This is a genomic window from Bordetella genomosp. 13 (assembly GCF_002119665.1).
GTDB lineage: Bacteria > Pseudomonadota > Gammaproteobacteria > Burkholderiales > Burkholderiaceae_B > Bordetella.
On the sequence record NZ_CP021111.1, the window covers coordinates 938,904 to 955,968 of the forward strand.

A 17,065-nucleotide genomic window follows, 5' to 3' on the forward strand; every position below is an offset into this window, starting at 1 on the left:
TGGCGGTTCCTTTATTGGGTGGCCTGGATGCGCTTGACCAGGTCCTGCATCTGCGGCGTGGTCACGAAGCGCTTGTAGACCGGCTGCACCGCCGCCTGGAACGAGGCCTTGTCGACCTCGACCACCTGCGAACCGGCCTTCTCGACCACCGCGCGCGACTTGGCTTCGCGCTCGGCCCACAGCTTGCGCATGTAGGGCACGGATTCGCGCGCGGCGTCTCGCAGCAGCTTCTGGTCCGCCGCGGACAGGCGATCCCACTGGCGCTTGGAAAACAGCAGGATCTCGGGCGTCATGGTGTGCTCGGTCAGCGAGTAGTACTTGGCCACTTCGTAGTGGTGCCCGCTTTCGTAGCTGGGAAAATTGTTTTCGGCGGCGTCCACCAGGCCCGTCTTCAGCGCGGTGTAGACCTCGCCCATGGGCATGGGCGTGGCGTTGCCGCCGATGGCCTCCACCATGGCAACCGACAGGTCGGATTGCTGCACGCGGATCTTCATGCCCTTGGTATCGGCCACGCTCTTGACGGGCTTGTTGCGCGTGTACATGGAGCGCGAGCCGCTGTCGTACCACGCCAGGCCGACGAATCCCGCCTTCTCGCAGGCGCTGAGCATCTCGGTGCCGACGTCGCCGTCCAGGACCGCGTGCAGATGCTCCTTGGAGCGGAACAGGAAGGGCAGCGAGGGTACGCGCGTGACCTCGCAGATGTTGTGCATGGCCGCGCTGCTGACGCGGGCCATGGCCAGCGCGCCCAGCTTGACCTGTTCGATCGAGTCGTTCTCGTTGCCCAGCGCGCTGCCGGAATAGACGCGGATGGTGAGTTTGCCGCCGCTGCGTTCCTTGACCGTCTCGGCCATCTGGCGCACGGCCATGACGGTGGGATAGTCGTCGGGATGGATGTCCGCCGATCTGAGTTCGGCGGCCTGGGCGGCGGTCGCCAGGGCGACAGAGGTCAGCAGCGCGCCGGCCAGGGCCGGGCGCAAGAAGGTAGTGCGCAACATGGGTGTCTCCTTGGGGGGCTTGCTGCGGTTTCTTTCTTATGTATGCGGCCGTCTTCTGCGGGCGGCCGGGAAACGGTGGCGGCTAGCCGGCGTAAGCGGGTTCCTCCAGGCCGCGTACGCCGGGCCGCAGCGCATAGACGGCGCCATCCAGCGCCTCGTCCGGGGTGTCCGGGGCGCGGATGCTGGTGACGAACAGGGTGCGCAGGTCGGTGTCGCCGAACGCGCACATGGCGACCCGCGGAACGGGCACCGACAGCGTGCGGTCGAGGCGGCCGTCGGGGGTGTAGCGATAGATCCTGCCGGCCTGGTTGCCGCAGATCCAGTAGCAGCCGTCGGCGTCGATGGCGGCGCCGTCGGGGCGTCCCGCGGGCAGGGCGGGGATGAACACGCGGCGATTGCTGGGCAGGCCTGCGTCGGTGTCGTAGTCGTAGGCCCAGACCACCTGGCGGGAGCCGTGGGAGTCGGACAGGTACATGGTGGCGCCGTCCGGGCTGAAGGCCATGCCGTTGGAGACGATGAGGTCGTCGTCGATGGGGCTGTCGATGCGGCCCGCGGCGTAGCGGTACAGGCGGCCATGCGGCTGGGCCAGCGCCATGTCCTGCACCATCGTGCCGGCCCAGAAGCGGCCCTGGCGGTCGCAGCGGCCGTCGTTGAAGCGCATGCCGGGGGCGGCGTGGCGCACGGCGGCCAGCTGCCGCGGCGCCGGAGCCGGCTGCCCGGCCTGCAGCGCGGGAAGCTGATGGATGCCGTTTTCCATGGCCAGCAGCCAGCCGTCGGGGTGTATGGCAATGCAGCCTGCCTGTTCGGGCAGGGCCCATTGCGCGACCTGCGCATCGGCCGGCCGCCAGCGCCACAGCGTACGGCCGGGAATGTCGGTCCAGTACAGGGCCTGCTCGGCCGGATGCCAGACCGGGCTTTCGCCCACGCCGCAGCGCATCTGTCCGATGCGCTCGGCCGGAATGTGTTCTTCAGGAGGGCGGCTCATGGCTCTACACCTTCGTGCTGCGTACGCCGGCTTCCGCCTTGGGAGCGGAATCGGCGCGGGCATGGTTCCTGTCGAGGTCCGCCGAAGTCAGGGTATTCATCAGCGTCTAGTACGTCGTCGTACAACCTGAGCGCAGTATAATGAGGTCGAATTTTCAACGTCAAGCGCCCCGCGCGTCCGGGATATCCCTCGATGAGTGCTCCCTCCGCACCCGTACCCGCTGCCGCGCCGCGGCGTCCGCGCAATCTCGCCCAGGGCCTGGTCGAGGACTTCTCCGAGCGCATCCGCGGCGGCCAGATCTCGCCGGGCCAGAAGCTGCCCACCGAGTCCGAAATCATGCGGCAGTACGGCGTCAGTCGCACCGTGGTGCGCGAGGCCCTGTCGCGCCTGCAGGCCAGCGGGCTGGTCGAAACCCACCATGGCGTGGGCACCTATGCGCTGGAGCCCAGTGGCGGCACCGATTTTCGCGTCGACCCCGCCGACATCGGCACGGTGCGCGACGTGCTGGTGCTGCTCGAGCTGCGCATCTGTCTCGAAAGCGAGGCCGCCGGGCTGGCGGCGCAGCGCCGCACCGAACAGCAGTTGGCGGAAATGCGTCGTGCGCTGGACGAGTTCCGCACCGCGCTGGATGCCGGCACCGACACCATCACGCCGGATTTCCGCTTTCACTTCCTCATCGCGCAGTCCACCGAGAACCGCTACTTCGCCGACCTGATGTCGCACCTGGGCTCGGCCATCATCCCGCGCACCCGCATCAATTCCGCCCGCTTCGCGCAAGAGAACCGCGAGCAATATCTGGCGCGCGTCAATCTCGAGCACGAAGACATCTACGAAGCCATCCGGCGGCAGGATGCCGAGGGCGCCCGCGCCGCCATGCGCACGCACCTCAGCAACAGCCGCGAACGGCTGCGCCGCGCGGGCGACTGAGGTCGCCGCGCAACAGACAGGTTGCGCTTTGATCGCGCCGGCCGGACAGGGCTTGCTCCAAGTTGGGTCAAGATGTACGATGTCATACAAATAACGCTGCAATGAATCGGTGCTGCTGGGGCACCGTACGGTTGCAGCCGCTTTCCCCACGGAGAATCCCGCATGTATTTCGATCACGCAGAACTCAAGCACCGCCTGGGCAACGGCCTGCTGTCCTTCCCGGTCACCGACTTCAAGGCCGACGGCTCGTTCAACGAAGCCACGTATCGCGGCCGCCTGCAATGGCTGCAGCCTTTCGGCGCCTCGGTGCTGTTCGCGGCCGGCGGCACCGGCGAGTTCTTCTCGATCGAACAGGATGAGTACGCGCAGGTCGTGCGCGCCGCCACCGACGAATGCCGCAAGGAAACGCCCATCGTGGCGGGCGTGGGACAGGGTACGCGCGCGGCCATCGGCTATGCGCGCGCCGCCGAAGAGAACGGCGCCAGCGGCATCCTGCTGATGCCGCACTACCTTACCGAGGCGAGCCAGGACGGCATCGCCGCCCACATCGAGGCCGTCTGCCGCTCCACCAAGCTGGGCGTCGTGGTCTACAACCGTGCGCAGTCGCAGGTGAACGCCGATACGCTGGCCCGCCTGGTCGAGCGGTGCCCGAACCTCATCGGCTTCAAGGACGGCGTGGGCAACATCGAACTGATGATGTCGATCTACCACCGCCTGGGCGATCGCCTGGTGTATCTGGGCGGCCTGCCCACCGCCGAAATCTTTGCGCCGGCCTACCTGGCCATGGGCGTCAATACCTACTCGTCGGCCGTGTTCAACTTCATCCCCAAGACCGCGCTGCGCTTCTACGAAGCCTGCCGCGCCAGCGACACCGCCACTATCAAGGATCTGCTGAACCGCTTCTACTTCCCGCTGATCGCCCTGCGCAACCGCAAGGCCGGCTACGCCGTCAGCATGATCAAGGCGGGCGCCACGCTGGTCGGCCATACCGCCGGCCCGGTGCGCAGCCCGCTCACCGAGCTGAACGACGCCGAAGTGCAGATCCTGGCCGACCTGATCCGCGCCGTCGAACCGGAAGCGCTGAAGGGCTGAGGCGTCATGCCGGGATGCGTCGCCTTTTTCGACATGACCGAAATTTGACGAAAATTTGACGCATTCCCGTCTAGCCTTCGATCCTTTCCATCGAAGGCAGTATCCATGTTTCAAGCCGAAGGGCTGGCGGGGCAGGCAACATGCGCCGCCTGAGCCTGCGTTTCATCGTCGCCGTCCTGGCCCTGTTGACGCTGAGCCGGCTGGCGCTGGCGCTATGGCTGTGGGACCGTGTCGAGCGCTCCGGCGGCCTGGGGCCGCTGATGCTGGGCGGGTTGCGCATCGACGTCTGCCTCATCGGCATGGCCGTGGTGCTGCCCGCCGTGCTGTCTCCGTGGCTGGGGCATCGGCCCATCGGCGCGCGGCTGGCGGCATGGTGGTTCCGCGTGTGGTGGATGCTGATCGTCCTGCTCGAGGTCTCCACGCCGCAGTTCATCTCCGAGTACGACTCGCGGCCCAACCGCCTGTACTTCGAGTACCTGGTGAACCCGCGCGAGGTCAGCGCCATGCTGTGGGAGGGCTACAAGGGCGTGCTGCTGGCCGCCTTCGTGGTGCTCGCGCTGGCGGCGTGGCTGTCGACCAGGCTGTTTCCCGCACGCCTGCAGGATCCGCCGATGGCCGGCTGGAAGCGGCCGCTGGCGACGCTGGTGATGTTGGCCGTGGCGGTGCTCGGCATACGGGGCACCCTGCAGCATCGGCCCATCAACCCGTCGACCGTGGCCTACAGCAGCGACGCCATGGTGAACACGCTCGCGCTGAACTCGCTCTACAACGTCTTCGACGCCGCCTACCGCATGCGTGACGAGCGCTCGTCCATGGCTGTCTATCCCGAGATGGAGGCCGACGAGATCAACCGCATCGTGCGCGCCACGGCCGGCCTGGCCGATCCTCCGCTCGACCCGCGCTATCCCAGCCTGCATAAGCAGCAGGCCACCGTGCGCCGCGACAAGCCGTTGAACGTGGTGATCGTGCTGCAGGAAAGCCTGGGGGCGCAGTACGTCAGCAGCCTGGGCGGCCGCGGCTACACGCCCAACCTGGACCGGCTGGCCAAAGAGGGCTGGATGTTCAACCGCGCGTACGCCACCGGCACGCGTTCGGTGCGCGGCCTCGAGGCCGTGACGGCGGGCTTCCTGCCCACGGTGGCCGAGGCCGTGCTGAAGCTGCCGCGTTCGCAGACGGGTTTCTTCACGCTGGCCGACCTGCTGGGCCGGCACGGCTACCACTCGCGCTTCATCTACGGCGGCGAGGCGCACTTCGACAACATGCGCAGCTTCTTCCTGGGCAATGGCTTCAACGAGGTGGTGGACCGCGGGAGCTTCGCCAATCCGGTGTTCGTCGGCTCCTGGGGCGCCTCGGACGAGGACATGTTCAATGAGCTGGACAAGCGCCTGCGCGAGGACGGCGACAAGCCCACCTTCACGCTGGCGTTCTCGGTCAGCAACCATTCGCCGTGGGAGTACCCGGCGGGGCGCATCGAGCCCGTGGGCGAGCCCGCGTCCGTCGAGAACACCGTGCGCTACGCCGACTGGGCGATCGGCGACTTCTTCGAACGCGCCCGCAAGGCGCCTTACTGGGACAACACGGTGTTCCTGGTGATCGCCGATCACGATGCGCGCGCCTGGGGCGAGAACCCCGTGCCGGTGCGGCATTTCCAGATTCCGGCGCTGATATTGGGCGGCAGCATCGCGCCGCGCAGCGACGACCGCATCGTCAGCCAGATCGACATGGCGCCCACGCTGCTGTCGCTGATCGGACTGGACAATACCAACCCCATGCTGGGCGCCGACCTGACGCAACGCGATCCGGGCCGCGCCATCATGCAGTTCGGCGACAACTTCGGGTATCTGAAGGGCGACCGGCTGCTGGTCATCGAGCCGCGCAAGCCGCCCCGGCAGTATGCCTACACGCGTCGGCCGTACGACCAGCAGGACGGCTACGAGGGCGTTACGGACGTCGATCCGCAGCTGAGCCAGGAAGCGCTGGCGCACGCGCTGTGGCCCAGCTGGGCGTATCGCGAAGAACGCTACAAACTGCCCGAAGGGGTGAAGTAGTTCAGGCGGATTTGCGCCGGCCGACGGCCGGCGGATACTCCGCGCCGTAGCCCAGTTTGCGCGACATCTGCTCGCCGGTCTGCAGGATCAGCGACAACAGATGGTCGGCATTGCGCTCCAGGCGCACGGTCAGCCCAGCCAGGCCGATGGCCGCCACCAGCTGACCATCGCGGCCGAACACCGGCGCGCCCAATCCGGTGGCCCCTTCCACCGACCCGCTCACGCGCATCACATAGCCTTGCGCGCGAGTCTTCTTCAACTCGTCCAGCAGCGCCTTGCGGCTGGTCAGCGAGTTCGCGGTCACCGGCTCCAGCACGGCCCTTTCCGCATAGGCCTGCTGTTGCGCGGGTGTGGAGTACGCCAGCATCACCAGGCCCGTGGAGGCCGCATGCAGCGGCCGGCGCGCGCCGACGCTCGCGCGAAAGCGCAGCCAGCTGTCCGACTCGATGACCGCCACGTACATGAGCTCGTCGCCGTCGCGCTGCGGCACCGCCAGCATGACGGTCTCTTCGCTGGCGCCATGCAGCTGCTCCAGCAGGGCGCGCACATTCGCCGGGAAGCTGTCGCGGTCGTGGATGACCGCGGCCAGCTCGTACGAGGCGGGCCCCAGCCGATGGTGGCCATTGGCCGACTCGACGTAGCCGCCGGCCTCCAGCGAGCGCAGCAGGCTGAACAGGCTGGTCTTGGGCAGTTGCAGGCGTTCGCTCAATTGCACCAGCGACAAGCCATCGGGGCTGATCGCCAGTTCCTTCACGATCTGCATGACGCGCAGCGGCGCGCGCGGCGGCGGTACGCGTTCGTCGTCGCCGGCTGGGCTCTCTATCGATGCCATTGCAAGGATGGGCTGGGGTGAAACACAGGGTTGACGGAATTTAGCATGCATGCCTAGAATTCTTATATAAAAATGCATATTCCGATATAAGAATACACGAAAAAATTGGGGGGGCCGCCGGGACAGGGCGAACCCACGCAATGGAGACGGAGGTAGACAATGTCCGGCAAGAGCGTTGTACGCATCGGCTGCGGCGCGGGCTTCTGGGGCGACACCCCGGAGGGCGCGCGCCAACTGGTCGCCTATGGCGACATCGACTATCTGATCCTCGACTATCTGGCAGAGGTGACGATGTCCATCCTGGCGAAGATGAAGGCGCGCGATCCGGCCGCCGGCTACGCCACCGACTTCGTCACCCAGGTGATCGCCGCGCACGGGCGAGCGCTGGCCGAGCGGCGCATCAAGGTGGTGGTCAACGCGGGCGGGGTCAACCCGCTGGCATGCAGGCAGGCCGTCGAGCACGAGCTGGCGCGTCAGGGTGTCGCGCTGAAAGTGGCCGCGGTGCAGGGCGACGACGTGCTGCCGCAGACGGCCGGTTGGCGCCAGCAGGGCGTGCGCGAGATGTACAGCGGCGCGGAGCTGCCGCAGACGCTCGTGTCGGCCAACGCCTATCTGGGGGCCTTTCCCATCGCGGCGGCGCTGGACGATGGCGCCGACATCGTCATCACCGGGCGCTGCGTCGACAGCGCCCTGGCGCTGGGGCCGCTGATCCATGAGTTCGGCTGGACGCGATCGCAAGCCGATCTGCTGTCCGCGGGGTCGCTGGCCGGCCACGTGCTCGAGTGCGGTCCGCAATGCACCGGCGGCTTCGCCACCGATTGGCAGGCCACGCAGGCGGGGTGGGCGGATATCGGCTTTCCGGTGGCCATCTGCCATGCGGATGGCAGTTTCGTGGTCACCAAGCCGCCGGGCACCGGCGGCGCCGTCACCTGCGAGTCCGTGGCCGAGCAGATCACGTACGAAACCGGCGACCCGCGCTGCTATCGTCTGCCCGACGTGTGCTGCGACTGGTCCCAGGTCCGCGTCAGCGCGGCCGGGGCCGACCAGGTTCTGGTCAGCGGCGCGCGCGGCGGCCCGGCGCCCCGCAGCTACAAGGTCAGCGCGACCTATGCCGACGGTTATCGCTGCCTGGCCACGGTGCTGGTGCGCGGCCGCGACGCCGTCGATAAAGCGCATGCGGTGGCAAGGGCCATACTGGGCCGCAGTACCGCAGTGCTGGCGCGCCAGGGCATGGCGCCCTTCAGCGAGACCTCCGTCGAAGTGCTCGGCGCGGAAGACGGCTACGGGCCGCACGCGCGTACGGCCCACACGCGCGAGGTCGTGTTAAAGGTCGCGGCCAGGCATGACGTTGCGGCGGCCCTCGAGGTGTTTGCCCGCGAGATCTTTCCCACGTCGACCAGCACGGTGCAGGGCGTGGCGGGAGTGTTCGGCGGCCGGCCCAAGGTGCAGCCCGTCGTGCGGCTCTTCTCTTTCCTGGTGCCGCAGGAAACGGTGCAGGTCAGCCTGGTCGTCGGCGACGAGGTGCGTCCGCTGGGGCCGCCGCTGAGGGGCGACGCCGCGGCGGCGTGCAAGCCGGACGACACGCCGGCCGGGGTAATGAATTCGGGCGCCCCGCACGAGGCGGGCGTCGACGCGACAGAGTCGCAGGCCGATATGCGAGCCGTGCCGCTTGCCGCCCTGGCCCACGCGCGCAGCGGGGACAAGGGAGATATCTCGAACATCGCCGTGCTGGCCCGCCGGCCCGAGTTCGTCGAGCTCATCCGCCGGCAACTTACCGCGCGGCACGTGCGCGACTACATGGCGCATCTGGTCGAAGGCGACGTGCAGCGGCACGATTGGCCGGGGCTGGACGGCTTCAACTACCTGCTGCATCGCGCCCTGGGCGGCGGCGGCGTGGCGTCGCTGCGCTACGACCCGCAGGGCAAGGCGCACGCCGAAATACTGCTGGATTGCCCCGTGCGCATACCCGCGCAGTGGATCGAGCAAGGCTGGGTGCCCAAAGAAGAGGTGCTGGGATGAGCCAGCCGCAGCACACGCCGCCAGGCACGGCCTCGCTTCCCTTGCACGGTTTGCGCATCCTGGACATGACCTCCGTGCTGATGGGGCCATACGCCACGCAGCTGCTGGGCGACATGGGAGCGGACGTGATCAAGGTCGAGTCGCCGGACGGCGACATCGTCCGCCTGATCGGACCGGCGCCGCACCCCGGCATGGGCCCCGTCTTCGTCAACACCAATCGCAGCAAGCGCAGCGTGGCCCTGGACGTGAAGCAGCCCGCGGGGCGTGCGGCCCTGCTCGAGCTGGCGCGCGCCAGCGACGTGTTCGTCTACAACATCCGGCCGCAGGCCATGGCGCGCCTGGGCCTGGACTACGAGGCCCTGCACGCCGTCAACCCGCGCATCATCTATGCGGGCGTGTTCGGTTATGCGCAGGACGGTCCGTACGCCGCCAAGCCTGCCTACGACGACCTGATCCAGGGCGCCTCCACGCTGGCCGCCATCACCGCGCGGGCCCAGGACTCGGCGCCCCGCTACGCGCCGCTGGCGATGGTCGATCGCATCACGGGACTCAGCGCGGTCAGTGCGATCCTGGCCGCGGTGATCGAACGGCAGCGCAGCGGGCAGGGCCAGCGCATCGACGTGCCGATGTTCGAGACGATGGTCGGCTTCGTGCTCTCCGATCACCTGTCCGGCCTGTCCTACGACCCTCCGCTGGACCAGGGCGGCTACGCCAGGCTGCTGTCGCGCAGCCGGCGCCCGTATCGCACGCGCGACGGATACGTGTGCGCGCTCATCTACACCGACAAGCACTGGCGCGCCTTCTATCGCATGCTGGGGCGCGAGGCCGACATGGCGGCCGACCCGCGCCTGGCCAGCCTGGCCACGCGTACCCAGCACGTCGATGCGCTGTATGCCGAACTCGAGGACACGCTGGCCCGGCGCGGCACCCAGGAGTGGCTGGCGCTGTTCGAGCAGGCCGACATCCCGGCCATGCCGGTTCACGACCTGCAGAGCATCTTCGACGATCCGCACCTGGCGGCTACCGGCTTCTTCGGCACCGAGACACATCCCACGCTCGGTACGCTGCGCACCATGCGGCATGGCAGCCGCTGGTCGCGCACCCAGCCGCGCAGCACCCGGCCTGCGCCCGAACATGGCCAGCACGGCCGCGAAGTGCTGCGCGAGGCCGGATTCGACGAGGCGGCGATAGACCGCCTGGTGGCCGACGGAATCCTGCGGGTTCCCATGGCCGCACAACCAGACATGGAGACCCAGGGTGGACTTTGAACTGACCGACGACCAGCAGGCCATCATCGAGGCCGTGCGCCGCACGTGCTCGCGCTTCGACGCGCATTACTGGCTGCAGCGCGACACGCAGGGCGGCTTTCCCGATGACTTCTACCAGGCGATGGCCGAGGCCGGATGGCTGGGCATCGCCATTCCGCAGGAGTATGGCGGATCGGGCCTGGGGGTCACCGAGGCGGCGCTGATGACGCAGGCCGTCGCGCAGACCGGGGCCTGCATGTCCGGCTGCGCCGCCTTCCACATCAACCTGTTCGGCCTGATGCCCGTGGTCGTGTTCGGCACCGAGGCGCAGAAGCAGCGCATCCTGCCGCCCATGATCCGCGGCGAGGTCAAGGCCTGCTTCGGCGTGACCGAGCCCAACACCGGGCTCAACACGACCCGGCTGAAAACCTCCGCGCGCAAGGAGGGCGGCCGCTACGTGGTGCACGGCCAGAAGGTGTGGATCTCCACGGCGCAGGTGGCGCAGAAGATACTGCTGCTGGCGCGGACGACGCCGCTGGAGGAGTGCGAGCGCCACAGCCACGGCCTCACGCTGTTCTACACCGACCTCGACCGCAGCCGCGTCGACGTGCGCCTGATCGAGAAGATGGGCCGCAAGGCCGTCGATTCGAACGAGCTGTTCATCGACGGGCTGGAGATACCCGAAGAGGAACGCATCGGCCAGGAAGGCGAAGGCTTCAAGTACATCCTGCACGGCATGAATCCCGAGCGCATCCTGCTGGCGGCGGAGGCCATCGGGATCGGCCGCGCAGCGCTGGAACGCGCATCCGAGTACGCCCGCGAGCGGGTCGTGTTCGACCGGCCCATCGGCAAGAACCAGTCCATCCAGCATCCGCTGGCGGTGAACTGGATGGAGCTGGAAGCGGCCAACCTGATGATGCTGAAGGCGGCGCATCGCTACGATGCCGGCAAGGACTGCGGCGCCGAGGCGAACGCCGCGAAGTACCTGGCGGCCGAGGCGGGCTTCCATGCCTGCGAGCGCGCCATCCTCACGCACGGCGGCTTCGGCTATGCGAAGGAGTATCACGTCGAGCGCTACCTGCGGGAGGTCATGATCGCCCGTATCGCGCCGGTCAGCCGCGAGATGATCATGTCGTACATCGCGGAAAGAGTGCTCGGGCAGCCCAAGTCATACTGAATCGACCTGGCGCATCCCGATTCCTGGAAAACACAAAACATCAGGTGGGAAGGAGACAACCATGCATGCATTCAATAGCCTGTCCGCGCGGGCGTGCCGCCGTGCCGCAGCCCTATCGATGGCCCTGGCGGCGTTCGCGTACGCCGGCGTGGCCGCGGCGGCGCAATGGCCCTCGAGGCCCGTGCGCATCATCATTCCGGCGGGCCCCGGAGGCAGTTCCGATCCGCTGGCGCGCCTGCTGGCCGAAGACCTGGGCAAGCGCCTGAACGCCAGCTTCGTGGTCGAGAACAAGCCCGGCGCCAACGGCAACGTTGGCGCCTCCATCGCGGCCAAGGCCGCGCCGGACGGCGATACCTTGCTGTTCTCGTGGACGGGCACGCTGGTCTCGGCGGTCACGCTGTACCACTCCAAGCCCTTCGACCCGCAGAAGGACTTCGAACCCATCGTCCTGGTGGGTTCCATCCCGAACGTCATCGGCGTGAACGCGCAGCTGCCGATCAAGGACTTCAACGCCCTGCGCGACTACGCGCAGCAGCATCCGAACACGCTCAACTTCGGCTCCACCGGCAGCGGCAGTTCGTGGCACCTGTCCGGCGAGATGTTCAAGAAGCGGTTCGGCGTGGCGATGGTGCACGTCCCGTACACCGCGCCGTCGGGCGTGTTCTCCGACCTCATCGGCAACCGGCTGCAGGTCGTGTTCCCCGGCTCGACCGCCATGGCGCCGCTGGTGCAGGACGGCCGCGTGCGCGCGCTGGCCGTCATGGACGACGCGCGGTCGAGCGTGCTGCCGGGCGTGCCCACGACCGCGGAGCTGGGCTATCCCGAACTGGCCTCGGCCACCTGGATGGGCCTGCTGGCGCCCAAGGGCACGCCGCCCGAGATCGTCCGCAAGGTCAACGAGGCGGTCAATCAGGCGCTGGCCACGCCGGCCTTCCGCGCCAAGCTGGTGGACATGGGCTACAAGCCGCTGGGCGGCAGCCCGCAGGAGTTCGCCACCTACATGGCGGCCGAGATCAAGAAATGGGGCGAGGTGGTGGCCTTCTCCGGCGCCAAGATCGACTGAGGGAGGCGACATGTCCGAGCAGCAACAAGATCTGCTGGTGCAGTTGCGCGGGCCCGTGCTGTGGATCACCATCAACCGCCCGGAACGCCGCAATGCGCTGAATGCGGGCGTGGTGCAGCGGCTGGCGGACGCGATACGCACCGCCGAGTCCCATGCGGAATGCCGGGCCATCGTGCTGACGGGGGCGGGCGACCGCGCCTTCTGCGCCGGCGCCGACCTGGCGCGCCACACCGAGGGCTTCGCGTTCGAGGTCGATTATGCGCAGCCCCGCCACTACCTGGTCGCGCTGTTCCGCACGTTCCAGCAGTGCCGCCTGCCCATCATTGCGCGCGTCAACGGGCACGTGATGGCGGGCGGGTTCGGCCTGCTGTGCGCGTGCGACATGGCGGTGGCCGCGGATGACGCCTTGTTCGGCACTCCCGAAACCAAGATCGGACTGGTGCCCATGATGATCCTGCCCAACATGCTGCGCGTCGTGCCGCAGCGCAAGCTGCTCGAGATGTGCATCACCGGCGAGCCCTACACGGCCCGGCAGGCGCTGGAGCTCGGCATTCTCAACTACGCGGTGCCGCGGGCGGAGCTGGACGACAGGATGCAGTGGCTGCTGGACCGCATCGTGGACAAGTCGCCCACCGCCATCCGCCTGGGCAAGCAGGCATACCAGGCCATGCGCGACATGAGCCTGAACGAAGGCTGGGAGTACGCGCAGGTGATGGTGCCTTCGATGGCGAGCACGCAGGACGCACGCGAGGGCCTGGCAGCCTTCCAGGACAAGCGGGCGGCGGCGTGGACGGGCCGATAGCGCACGCCGGCCTGTCGGTCGCAGTGGCCAGTTGCCCGCAGGAGATGACTGATCCGGAAGATCGCGCTATGCGCGCGATCAGCCCGCCGGGTTCCTGCCCGCCAGGAAAGGAATGATCTCCGGCACCGCCGCCTGGTCCATGCCGGCCTGGCTGGCCGATTCGTAGGTGCGGCGCACGGCCTCGGCGGTCAGGTGCGGCGCGCCGGTATCCTCGGCCATGGCCGTGTAGTAGCCCATGTCCTTCAGCGCATTCGAGATCGAGAAGCGGAAGCCCGAAGCGTCGCCAGCCTCGATGTAGGGCCGCAGTCGGCCCAGCACCACGCCGTCGCCGCCGCCCTTGGCCAGGATCTCGACGAGCACCGCGGGGTCGACGTGGGCGCGTTCGGCGCACGCGGCCGCTTCGGCCAGCACGGCCGAGAAGCCCAGCGACACGAAGTTGTGCAGCAGCTTCAGGCGGTGGCCCGACCCGACGGGGCCGGCATGGACGATGTTCTCGGCATAACACTGCAGCAGAGGCTTGCAGCGTTCGAACAGCTCACGCTCGCCGCCGACGATCAGGTTCAGTCGGCCTTCGGCGGCCTCTTTCGGCGTGCGCGTCATGGGCGCGTCCAGGAACAGGCCGCCCGCCTTGTTCACCGCGTCGGCCACTTTCAGCGTGGAGGATGGGATGGCCGTGGAACAGTCGATGATGACGGTGCCCGGGGTGATGCCGGCCAGCACGCCATCGGGCTTGAACAACACGTCTTCCACTTGCGGCGTGCCGGTCACGCACAGGATGACCACGTCGCAGAGGCGCGCGATCTCGGCCGCGCTGTCGGATTGCGTGGCCCCGGCAGCCAGCAGGTCGTCGACCGGCTGGTTGCCCGCGTGGCGCAGCAGAACCAGCGGATAGCCGCCCTTGCGGACGATGTTGGCGGCGATGCCGTGGCCCATCAGGCCCACGCCTATCATGCCGATGCGGGAGGGGTTCGTGCCCATGTCCTTGCCTCCGTTGTTCGAATGGTATGCAGGCAAGCATAAAGCAGAGACGATGAACGGCGGCTGAGCGCCGCCGTTCGCGTCGTAGTGCGCGTGCCGCGCACCGTGCGGGCGGCCTAGCGCGCGGGCAGCACCGTGCCCACGCATTCGCCGAAGCCGATGCGCGGATAGCCGGGCTTGGTGCACTCGGCGCGGATGATGATCTGGTCGCCGTCCTGCAGGAAGGTGCGCTGTTCGCCCCAGGGCAGCGACACCGGCGTCTTGCCGCCCTGGCTCAGTTCCACCAGCGAGCCGGCTTCTTCAGGCCGCGGACCCGACAGCGTGCCCGTGCCCAGCATGTCGCCCGGCACCAGGTTGCAGCCGTTGACCGTGTGGTGGGTGATCAGCTGCGCCACGTTCCAGTACGCGTCGCGGAAATTGCTGCGCGAAAGCTGGGCCGCCGGCTTGCCCTGCGCGCGCGACTGCTCGGTACTGATCAGCACCTGCATCTGCACGTCGAAGGCGCCTTCGGCGCGGTTCTGCGGCGAATCGAGATAGGGCAGCGGCTGCGGGTCGGCGGCATCGCGGCTCCAGGCCGCGCGGAAGGGCGCCAGCGCTTCCAGCGTGACCACCCAGGGCGAGATCGTGGAGGCGAAGTTCTTGGACAGGAACGGGCCCAGCGGCTGGTATTCCCAGGCCTGGATGTCGCGCGCCGACCAGTCGTTCAGGATGCACAGGCCGAACACGTGCGCTTCGGCGTCGGCCAGCGCGATGCGCTCGCCCTGGACGTTGCCCTTGCCCACGAACACGCCCAGTTCCAGTTCGTAGTCGAGCCGCTTGCAGGGCCCGAACTGCGGCGCCTCGCCTTCGGCGGCGGGGCGCTGCTGGCCGACCGGGCGCGCGAAGCGCTGGTCCACGCCGATGCTGGACGCGCGGCCGTGATAGCCGATGGGCACCCATTTGTAGTTGGGCAGCAGTGGGTTGTCGGGCCGGAACTGCTTGCCGATGGCGGTGGCGTGATGCACCGAGATGTAGAAGTCGGTGTAGTCGCCGATACGGGCCGGCGTGACGTACTCGGCCTGGGCCTGCGGCACCAGCAGCGGTTCGATCCGGCCGCGCAGTGCGGCGCCTTCGCGCAGCGCGCGCGACAGGGCCAGGCGCAGCGCGCTCCAGTGCGCGCTGTCCAGCGCCATCAGTTCGTTGAGGCGTTCGCCGGTGCAGGCCTGCAGCGCGGTCGCGGCCGCGCCTTCGAAGGGCGCGATGGCCGCCAGCGCGGCCAGGTCGACGATCTGGTCGCCGATGGCCACGCCGGGGCGGGTGGCTTCCTGCGTGCCGCGGCGCCGGAAGGCCGCATACGGCAGGTTCTGCACGGGAAAGGCGCTGTCGGCCTGGTTGGCGCTGGCCACCCAGCTTTTCAATGCGGGATCGTGAGTCTCGTTCAACTGGCTCATGTAGGGATGTCTCGGTTGTCGGTTCGTTGTGTCCTGGCTGCTTCAGCGGCGCGCCGGGTCGAAGTGCTTGGCCAGGCCCAGCCAGCAATCGTGGTAGGTGCCTTGCAGCTGCGGCGAGGCCAGGGCCTGCGCGGTGGGCCGGATCACCCGCCGCGTCTCGAACATGAAGGCCATCGTATCGCGTATGTAGTGCGGCTTGCTGGTGTCGGCGTGGCTGGCCTTCTCGAAGGTCTCGCTGTCGGGCCCGTGGCCGCTCATGCAGTTGTGCAGGCTGGCGCCGCCGGGCAGGAAGCCCTCGGCCTTGGCGTCGTACACGCCATGGATCAGGCCCATGAATTCGCTGGCCACGTTGCGATGGAACCAGGGCGGACGGAAGGTGTCCTCCATGGCCAGCACGCGCGGCGGGAAGATGGCGAAATCGACGTTGGCCGTGCCCGGGGTGTCAGACGGCGAGGTAAGCACCGTGAAGATCGACGGATCGGGATGGTCGTAGCTGATCGACCCGATGGCGTTGAAGCGCCGCAGGTCGTATTTGTACGGCGCGTGCGTGCCGTGCCAGGCCACTACGTCGAGCGGCGAGTGGTCGATGGCCGCGCGCCAGAAGCCGCCGGCGAACTTGGCGATCAGCTCGAAGTCGCCCTCGATGTCTTCGTACCAGGCATGCGGCGTCTGGAAATCGCGCGCGTTGGCCAGGCAGTTCGATCCGATGGGGCCCAGTTCCGGCAGGCGCAGCGGCGCGCCGAAGTTCTCGAGCATGTAGCCGCGCGCGGCGCCGTCCAGCAGTTCCACGCGAAAGCGCACGCCGCGCGGGATCACGGCGATCTCCTGCGGCTCGATCTCGATCAGGCCCAGCTCGGTGGCCAGGCGCAGGCGACCCTGCTGCGGCACGATCATCAGCTCGCCATCCGCGTCGTAGAAGAAGCGGCCCTGCATCGACCGGTTGGCCGCGTACAGGTGGATGCCCACGCCGGCTTGCTCGTCCGGGCACCCATTGCCGCCCCAGGTGTACACGCCCTCGATGAAGTCGGTGGGTTCCTCCGGCATCGGCAGCGGGCTCCAGCGCAGCTGGTTGGGCGGCACGGGGGCGCGGCCGAAGTCGCTGATCCAGCGCGGCTCGTGGTCGAAGGGCTGGAAGGGCTGGTGCGTGACGCCCGGCCGGATGCGATACAACCACGAGCGTCGGTTTTCGGCGCGCGGCGCCGTGAAGGCCGTGCCCGACAATTGCTCGGCGTACAGGCCATACGGGCATTGCTGGGGAGAGTTGCGGCCCTCGGGCAGGGCGCCGGGCAGGGCTTCCGTGGCGCAATCGTTGCCGAAGCCGGATTGATATCGCAGTGACATGGTTTCCTCCGTGGAAGGGTGGATCGCGGAACTCGGCCGTTTCACCGGCCAGCCATGGCGCGTCCGCCGTCTGTGCCGCCATTGTCGGCAATCCCACGACATATGGCTATGGGAATGCAAAAATAGAGC

At 68.1% G+C, this 17,065-nt stretch carries 14 protein-coding genes; 8 read left to right on the forward strand and 6 right to left on the reverse strand.

From position 1 onward, the window contains the following. Window positions 1-11 precede the first annotated feature (11 nt). Window positions 12-995 carry a TRAP transporter substrate-binding protein gene (locus CAL15_RS04355; RefSeq protein WP_086077457.1) on the reverse strand — a complete coding sequence of 328 codons (984 nt, stop codon included), beginning with the start codon at window positions 993-995 and terminating at the stop codon, window positions 12-14. Window positions 996-1,077: 82 nt separating this feature from the next. Further along, window positions 1,078-1,980 (reverse strand): SMP-30/gluconolactonase/LRE family protein, encoded by a 903-nt coding sequence (locus CAL15_RS04360; protein ID WP_232468115.1) that lies wholly within the window; start codon window positions 1,978-1,980, stop codon window positions 1,078-1,080. Between the two features lie 192 nt (window positions 1,981-2,172). On the opposite strand from CAL15_RS04360, the gene CAL15_RS04365 reads away from it, so the two are divergent. The 3 genes from CAL15_RS04365 to CAL15_RS04375 all read left to right on the forward strand — a co-directional run bounded on the left by CAL15_RS04365 (window position 2,173) and on the right by CAL15_RS04375 (window position 6,047). Next, window positions 2,173-2,907 carry a FadR/GntR family transcriptional regulator gene (locus CAL15_RS04365; protein WP_086077458.1) on the forward strand — a complete coding sequence of 245 codons (735 nt, stop codon included), beginning with the start codon at window positions 2,173-2,175 and terminating at the stop codon, window positions 2,905-2,907. A 162-nt stretch (window positions 2,908-3,069) separates the two neighbouring features. Continuing rightward, a complete protein-coding gene (kdgD, locus tag CAL15_RS04370; protein WP_086077459.1) occupies window positions 3,070-3,999 on the forward strand; it encodes a 5-dehydro-4-deoxyglucarate dehydratase in 930 nt (309 codons plus the stop codon). Window positions 4,000-4,139: 140 nt separating this feature from the next. After that, window positions 4,140-6,047 carry an LTA synthase family protein gene (locus tag CAL15_RS04375; protein ID WP_086077460.1) on the forward strand — a complete coding sequence of 636 codons (1,908 nt, stop codon included), beginning with the start codon at window positions 4,140-4,142 and terminating at the stop codon, window positions 6,045-6,047. A gap of 1 nt (window position 6,048) precedes the next feature. On the opposite strand, the gene CAL15_RS04380 is transcribed toward CAL15_RS04375, so the two are convergent. Beyond that, window positions 6,049-6,879: an IclR family transcriptional regulator gene (locus tag CAL15_RS04380; RefSeq protein ID WP_198299144.1), complete on the reverse strand. Its 831-nt coding sequence runs from the start codon at window positions 6,877-6,879 to the stop codon at window positions 6,049-6,051. A 159-nt stretch (window positions 6,880-7,038) separates the two neighbouring features. Here CAL15_RS04380 and CAL15_RS04385 point away from each other — a divergent pair, with 159 nt between their 5' ends. The 5 genes from CAL15_RS04385 (at window position 7,039) to CAL15_RS04405 (ending at window position 13,187) form a co-directional block, all read left to right on the forward strand. Continuing rightward, window positions 7,039-8,898 (forward strand): acyclic terpene utilization AtuA family protein, encoded by a 1,860-nt coding sequence (locus CAL15_RS04385; RefSeq protein ID WP_086077462.1) that lies wholly within the window; start codon window positions 7,039-7,041, stop codon window positions 8,896-8,898. After that, window positions 8,895-10,166 carry a CaiB/BaiF CoA transferase family protein gene (locus CAL15_RS04390; RefSeq protein WP_086077463.1) on the forward strand — a complete coding sequence of 424 codons (1,272 nt, stop codon included), beginning with the start codon at window positions 8,895-8,897 and terminating at the stop codon, window positions 10,164-10,166. The genes CAL15_RS04385 and CAL15_RS04390 overlap by 4 nt, the downstream gene beginning before the upstream one ends. Then, complete coding sequence (locus tag CAL15_RS04395) at window positions 10,156-11,322, forward strand: acyl-CoA dehydrogenase family protein (RefSeq protein ID WP_086077464.1); 1,167 nt, start codon at window positions 10,156-10,158, stop codon at window positions 11,320-11,322. Before CAL15_RS04390 ends, CAL15_RS04395 begins: the two co-directional genes overlap by 11 nt. A 61-nt stretch (window positions 11,323-11,383) precedes the next feature. Then, window positions 11,384-12,385 (forward strand): Bug family tripartite tricarboxylate transporter substrate binding protein, encoded by a 1,002-nt coding sequence (locus CAL15_RS04400; protein ID WP_086077465.1) that lies wholly within the window; start codon window positions 11,384-11,386, stop codon window positions 12,383-12,385. Between the two features lie 10 nt (window positions 12,386-12,395). Beyond that, window positions 12,396-13,187 (forward strand): enoyl-CoA hydratase-related protein, encoded by a 792-nt coding sequence (locus CAL15_RS04405; RefSeq protein ID WP_086077466.1) that lies wholly within the window; start codon window positions 12,396-12,398, stop codon window positions 13,185-13,187. 78 nt (window positions 13,188-13,265) lie between these two features. Here the strand turns inward: CAL15_RS04405 and CAL15_RS04410 are convergent, their stop codons facing one another. The 3 genes from CAL15_RS04410 to hmgA form a co-directional block, all read right to left on the reverse strand. After that, on the reverse strand, window positions 13,266-14,165 hold the full coding sequence (locus CAL15_RS04410) for an NAD(P)-dependent oxidoreductase (RefSeq protein WP_086077467.1): 900 nt from the start codon (window positions 14,163-14,165) through the stop codon (window positions 13,266-13,268). A 116-nt stretch (window positions 14,166-14,281) separates the two neighbouring features. Then, on the reverse strand, window positions 14,282-15,595 hold the full coding sequence (gene fahA, locus CAL15_RS04415; protein WP_086077468.1) for a fumarylacetoacetase: 1,314 nt from the start codon (window positions 15,593-15,595) through the stop codon (window positions 14,282-14,284). 42 nt (window positions 15,596-15,637) lie between these two features. Next, window positions 15,638-16,936, reverse strand: coding sequence for a homogentisate 1,2-dioxygenase (gene hmgA, locus CAL15_RS04420; protein ID WP_086077469.1), 1,299 nt, complete (start codon window positions 16,934-16,936; stop codon window positions 15,638-15,640). Window positions 16,937-17,065: the final 129 nt, after the last annotated feature.

Coding starts and splice junctions, on each gene's coding strand:
- CAL15_RS04360 (WP_232468115.1), bottom strand. CDS start 1,980: ATGAGCCGCCCTCCTGAAGAACACATTCCGGCCGAGCGCATCGGACAG.
- CAL15_RS04385 (WP_086077462.1), top strand. CDS start 7,039: ATGTCCGGCAAGAGCGTTGTACGCATCGGCTGCGGCGCGGGCTTCTGG.
- CAL15_RS04365 (WP_086077458.1), top strand. CDS start 2,173: ATGAGTGCTCCCTCCGCACCCGTACCCGCTGCCGCGCCGCGGCGTCCG.
- CAL15_RS04375 (WP_086077460.1), top strand. CDS start 4,140: ATGCGCCGCCTGAGCCTGCGTTTCATCGTCGCCGTCCTGGCCCTGTTG.
- CAL15_RS04355 (WP_086077457.1), bottom strand. CDS start 995: ATGTTGCGCACTACCTTCTTGCGCCCGGCCCTGGCCGGCGCGCTGCTG.
- CAL15_RS04400 (WP_086077465.1), top strand. CDS start 11,384: ATGCATGCATTCAATAGCCTGTCCGCGCGGGCGTGCCGCCGTGCCGCA.
- fahA (WP_086077468.1), bottom strand. CDS start 15,595: ATGAGCCAGTTGAACGAGACTCACGATCCCGCATTGAAAAGCTGGGTG.
- hmgA (WP_086077469.1), bottom strand. CDS start 16,936: ATGTCACTGCGATATCAATCCGGCTTCGGCAACGATTGCGCCACGGAA.
- CAL15_RS04380 (WP_198299144.1), bottom strand. CDS start 6,879: ATGGCATCGATAGAGAGCCCAGCCGGCGACGACGAACGCGTACCGCCG.
- CAL15_RS04390 (WP_086077463.1), top strand. CDS start 8,895: ATGAGCCAGCCGCAGCACACGCCGCCAGGCACGGCCTCGCTTCCCTTG.
- CAL15_RS04410 (WP_086077467.1), bottom strand. CDS start 14,165: ATGGGCACGAACCCCTCCCGCATCGGCATGATAGGCGTGGGCCTGATG.
- kdgD (WP_086077459.1), top strand. CDS start 3,070: ATGTATTTCGATCACGCAGAACTCAAGCACCGCCTGGGCAACGGCCTG.
- CAL15_RS04405 (WP_086077466.1), top strand. CDS start 12,396: ATGTCCGAGCAGCAACAAGATCTGCTGGTGCAGTTGCGCGGGCCCGTG.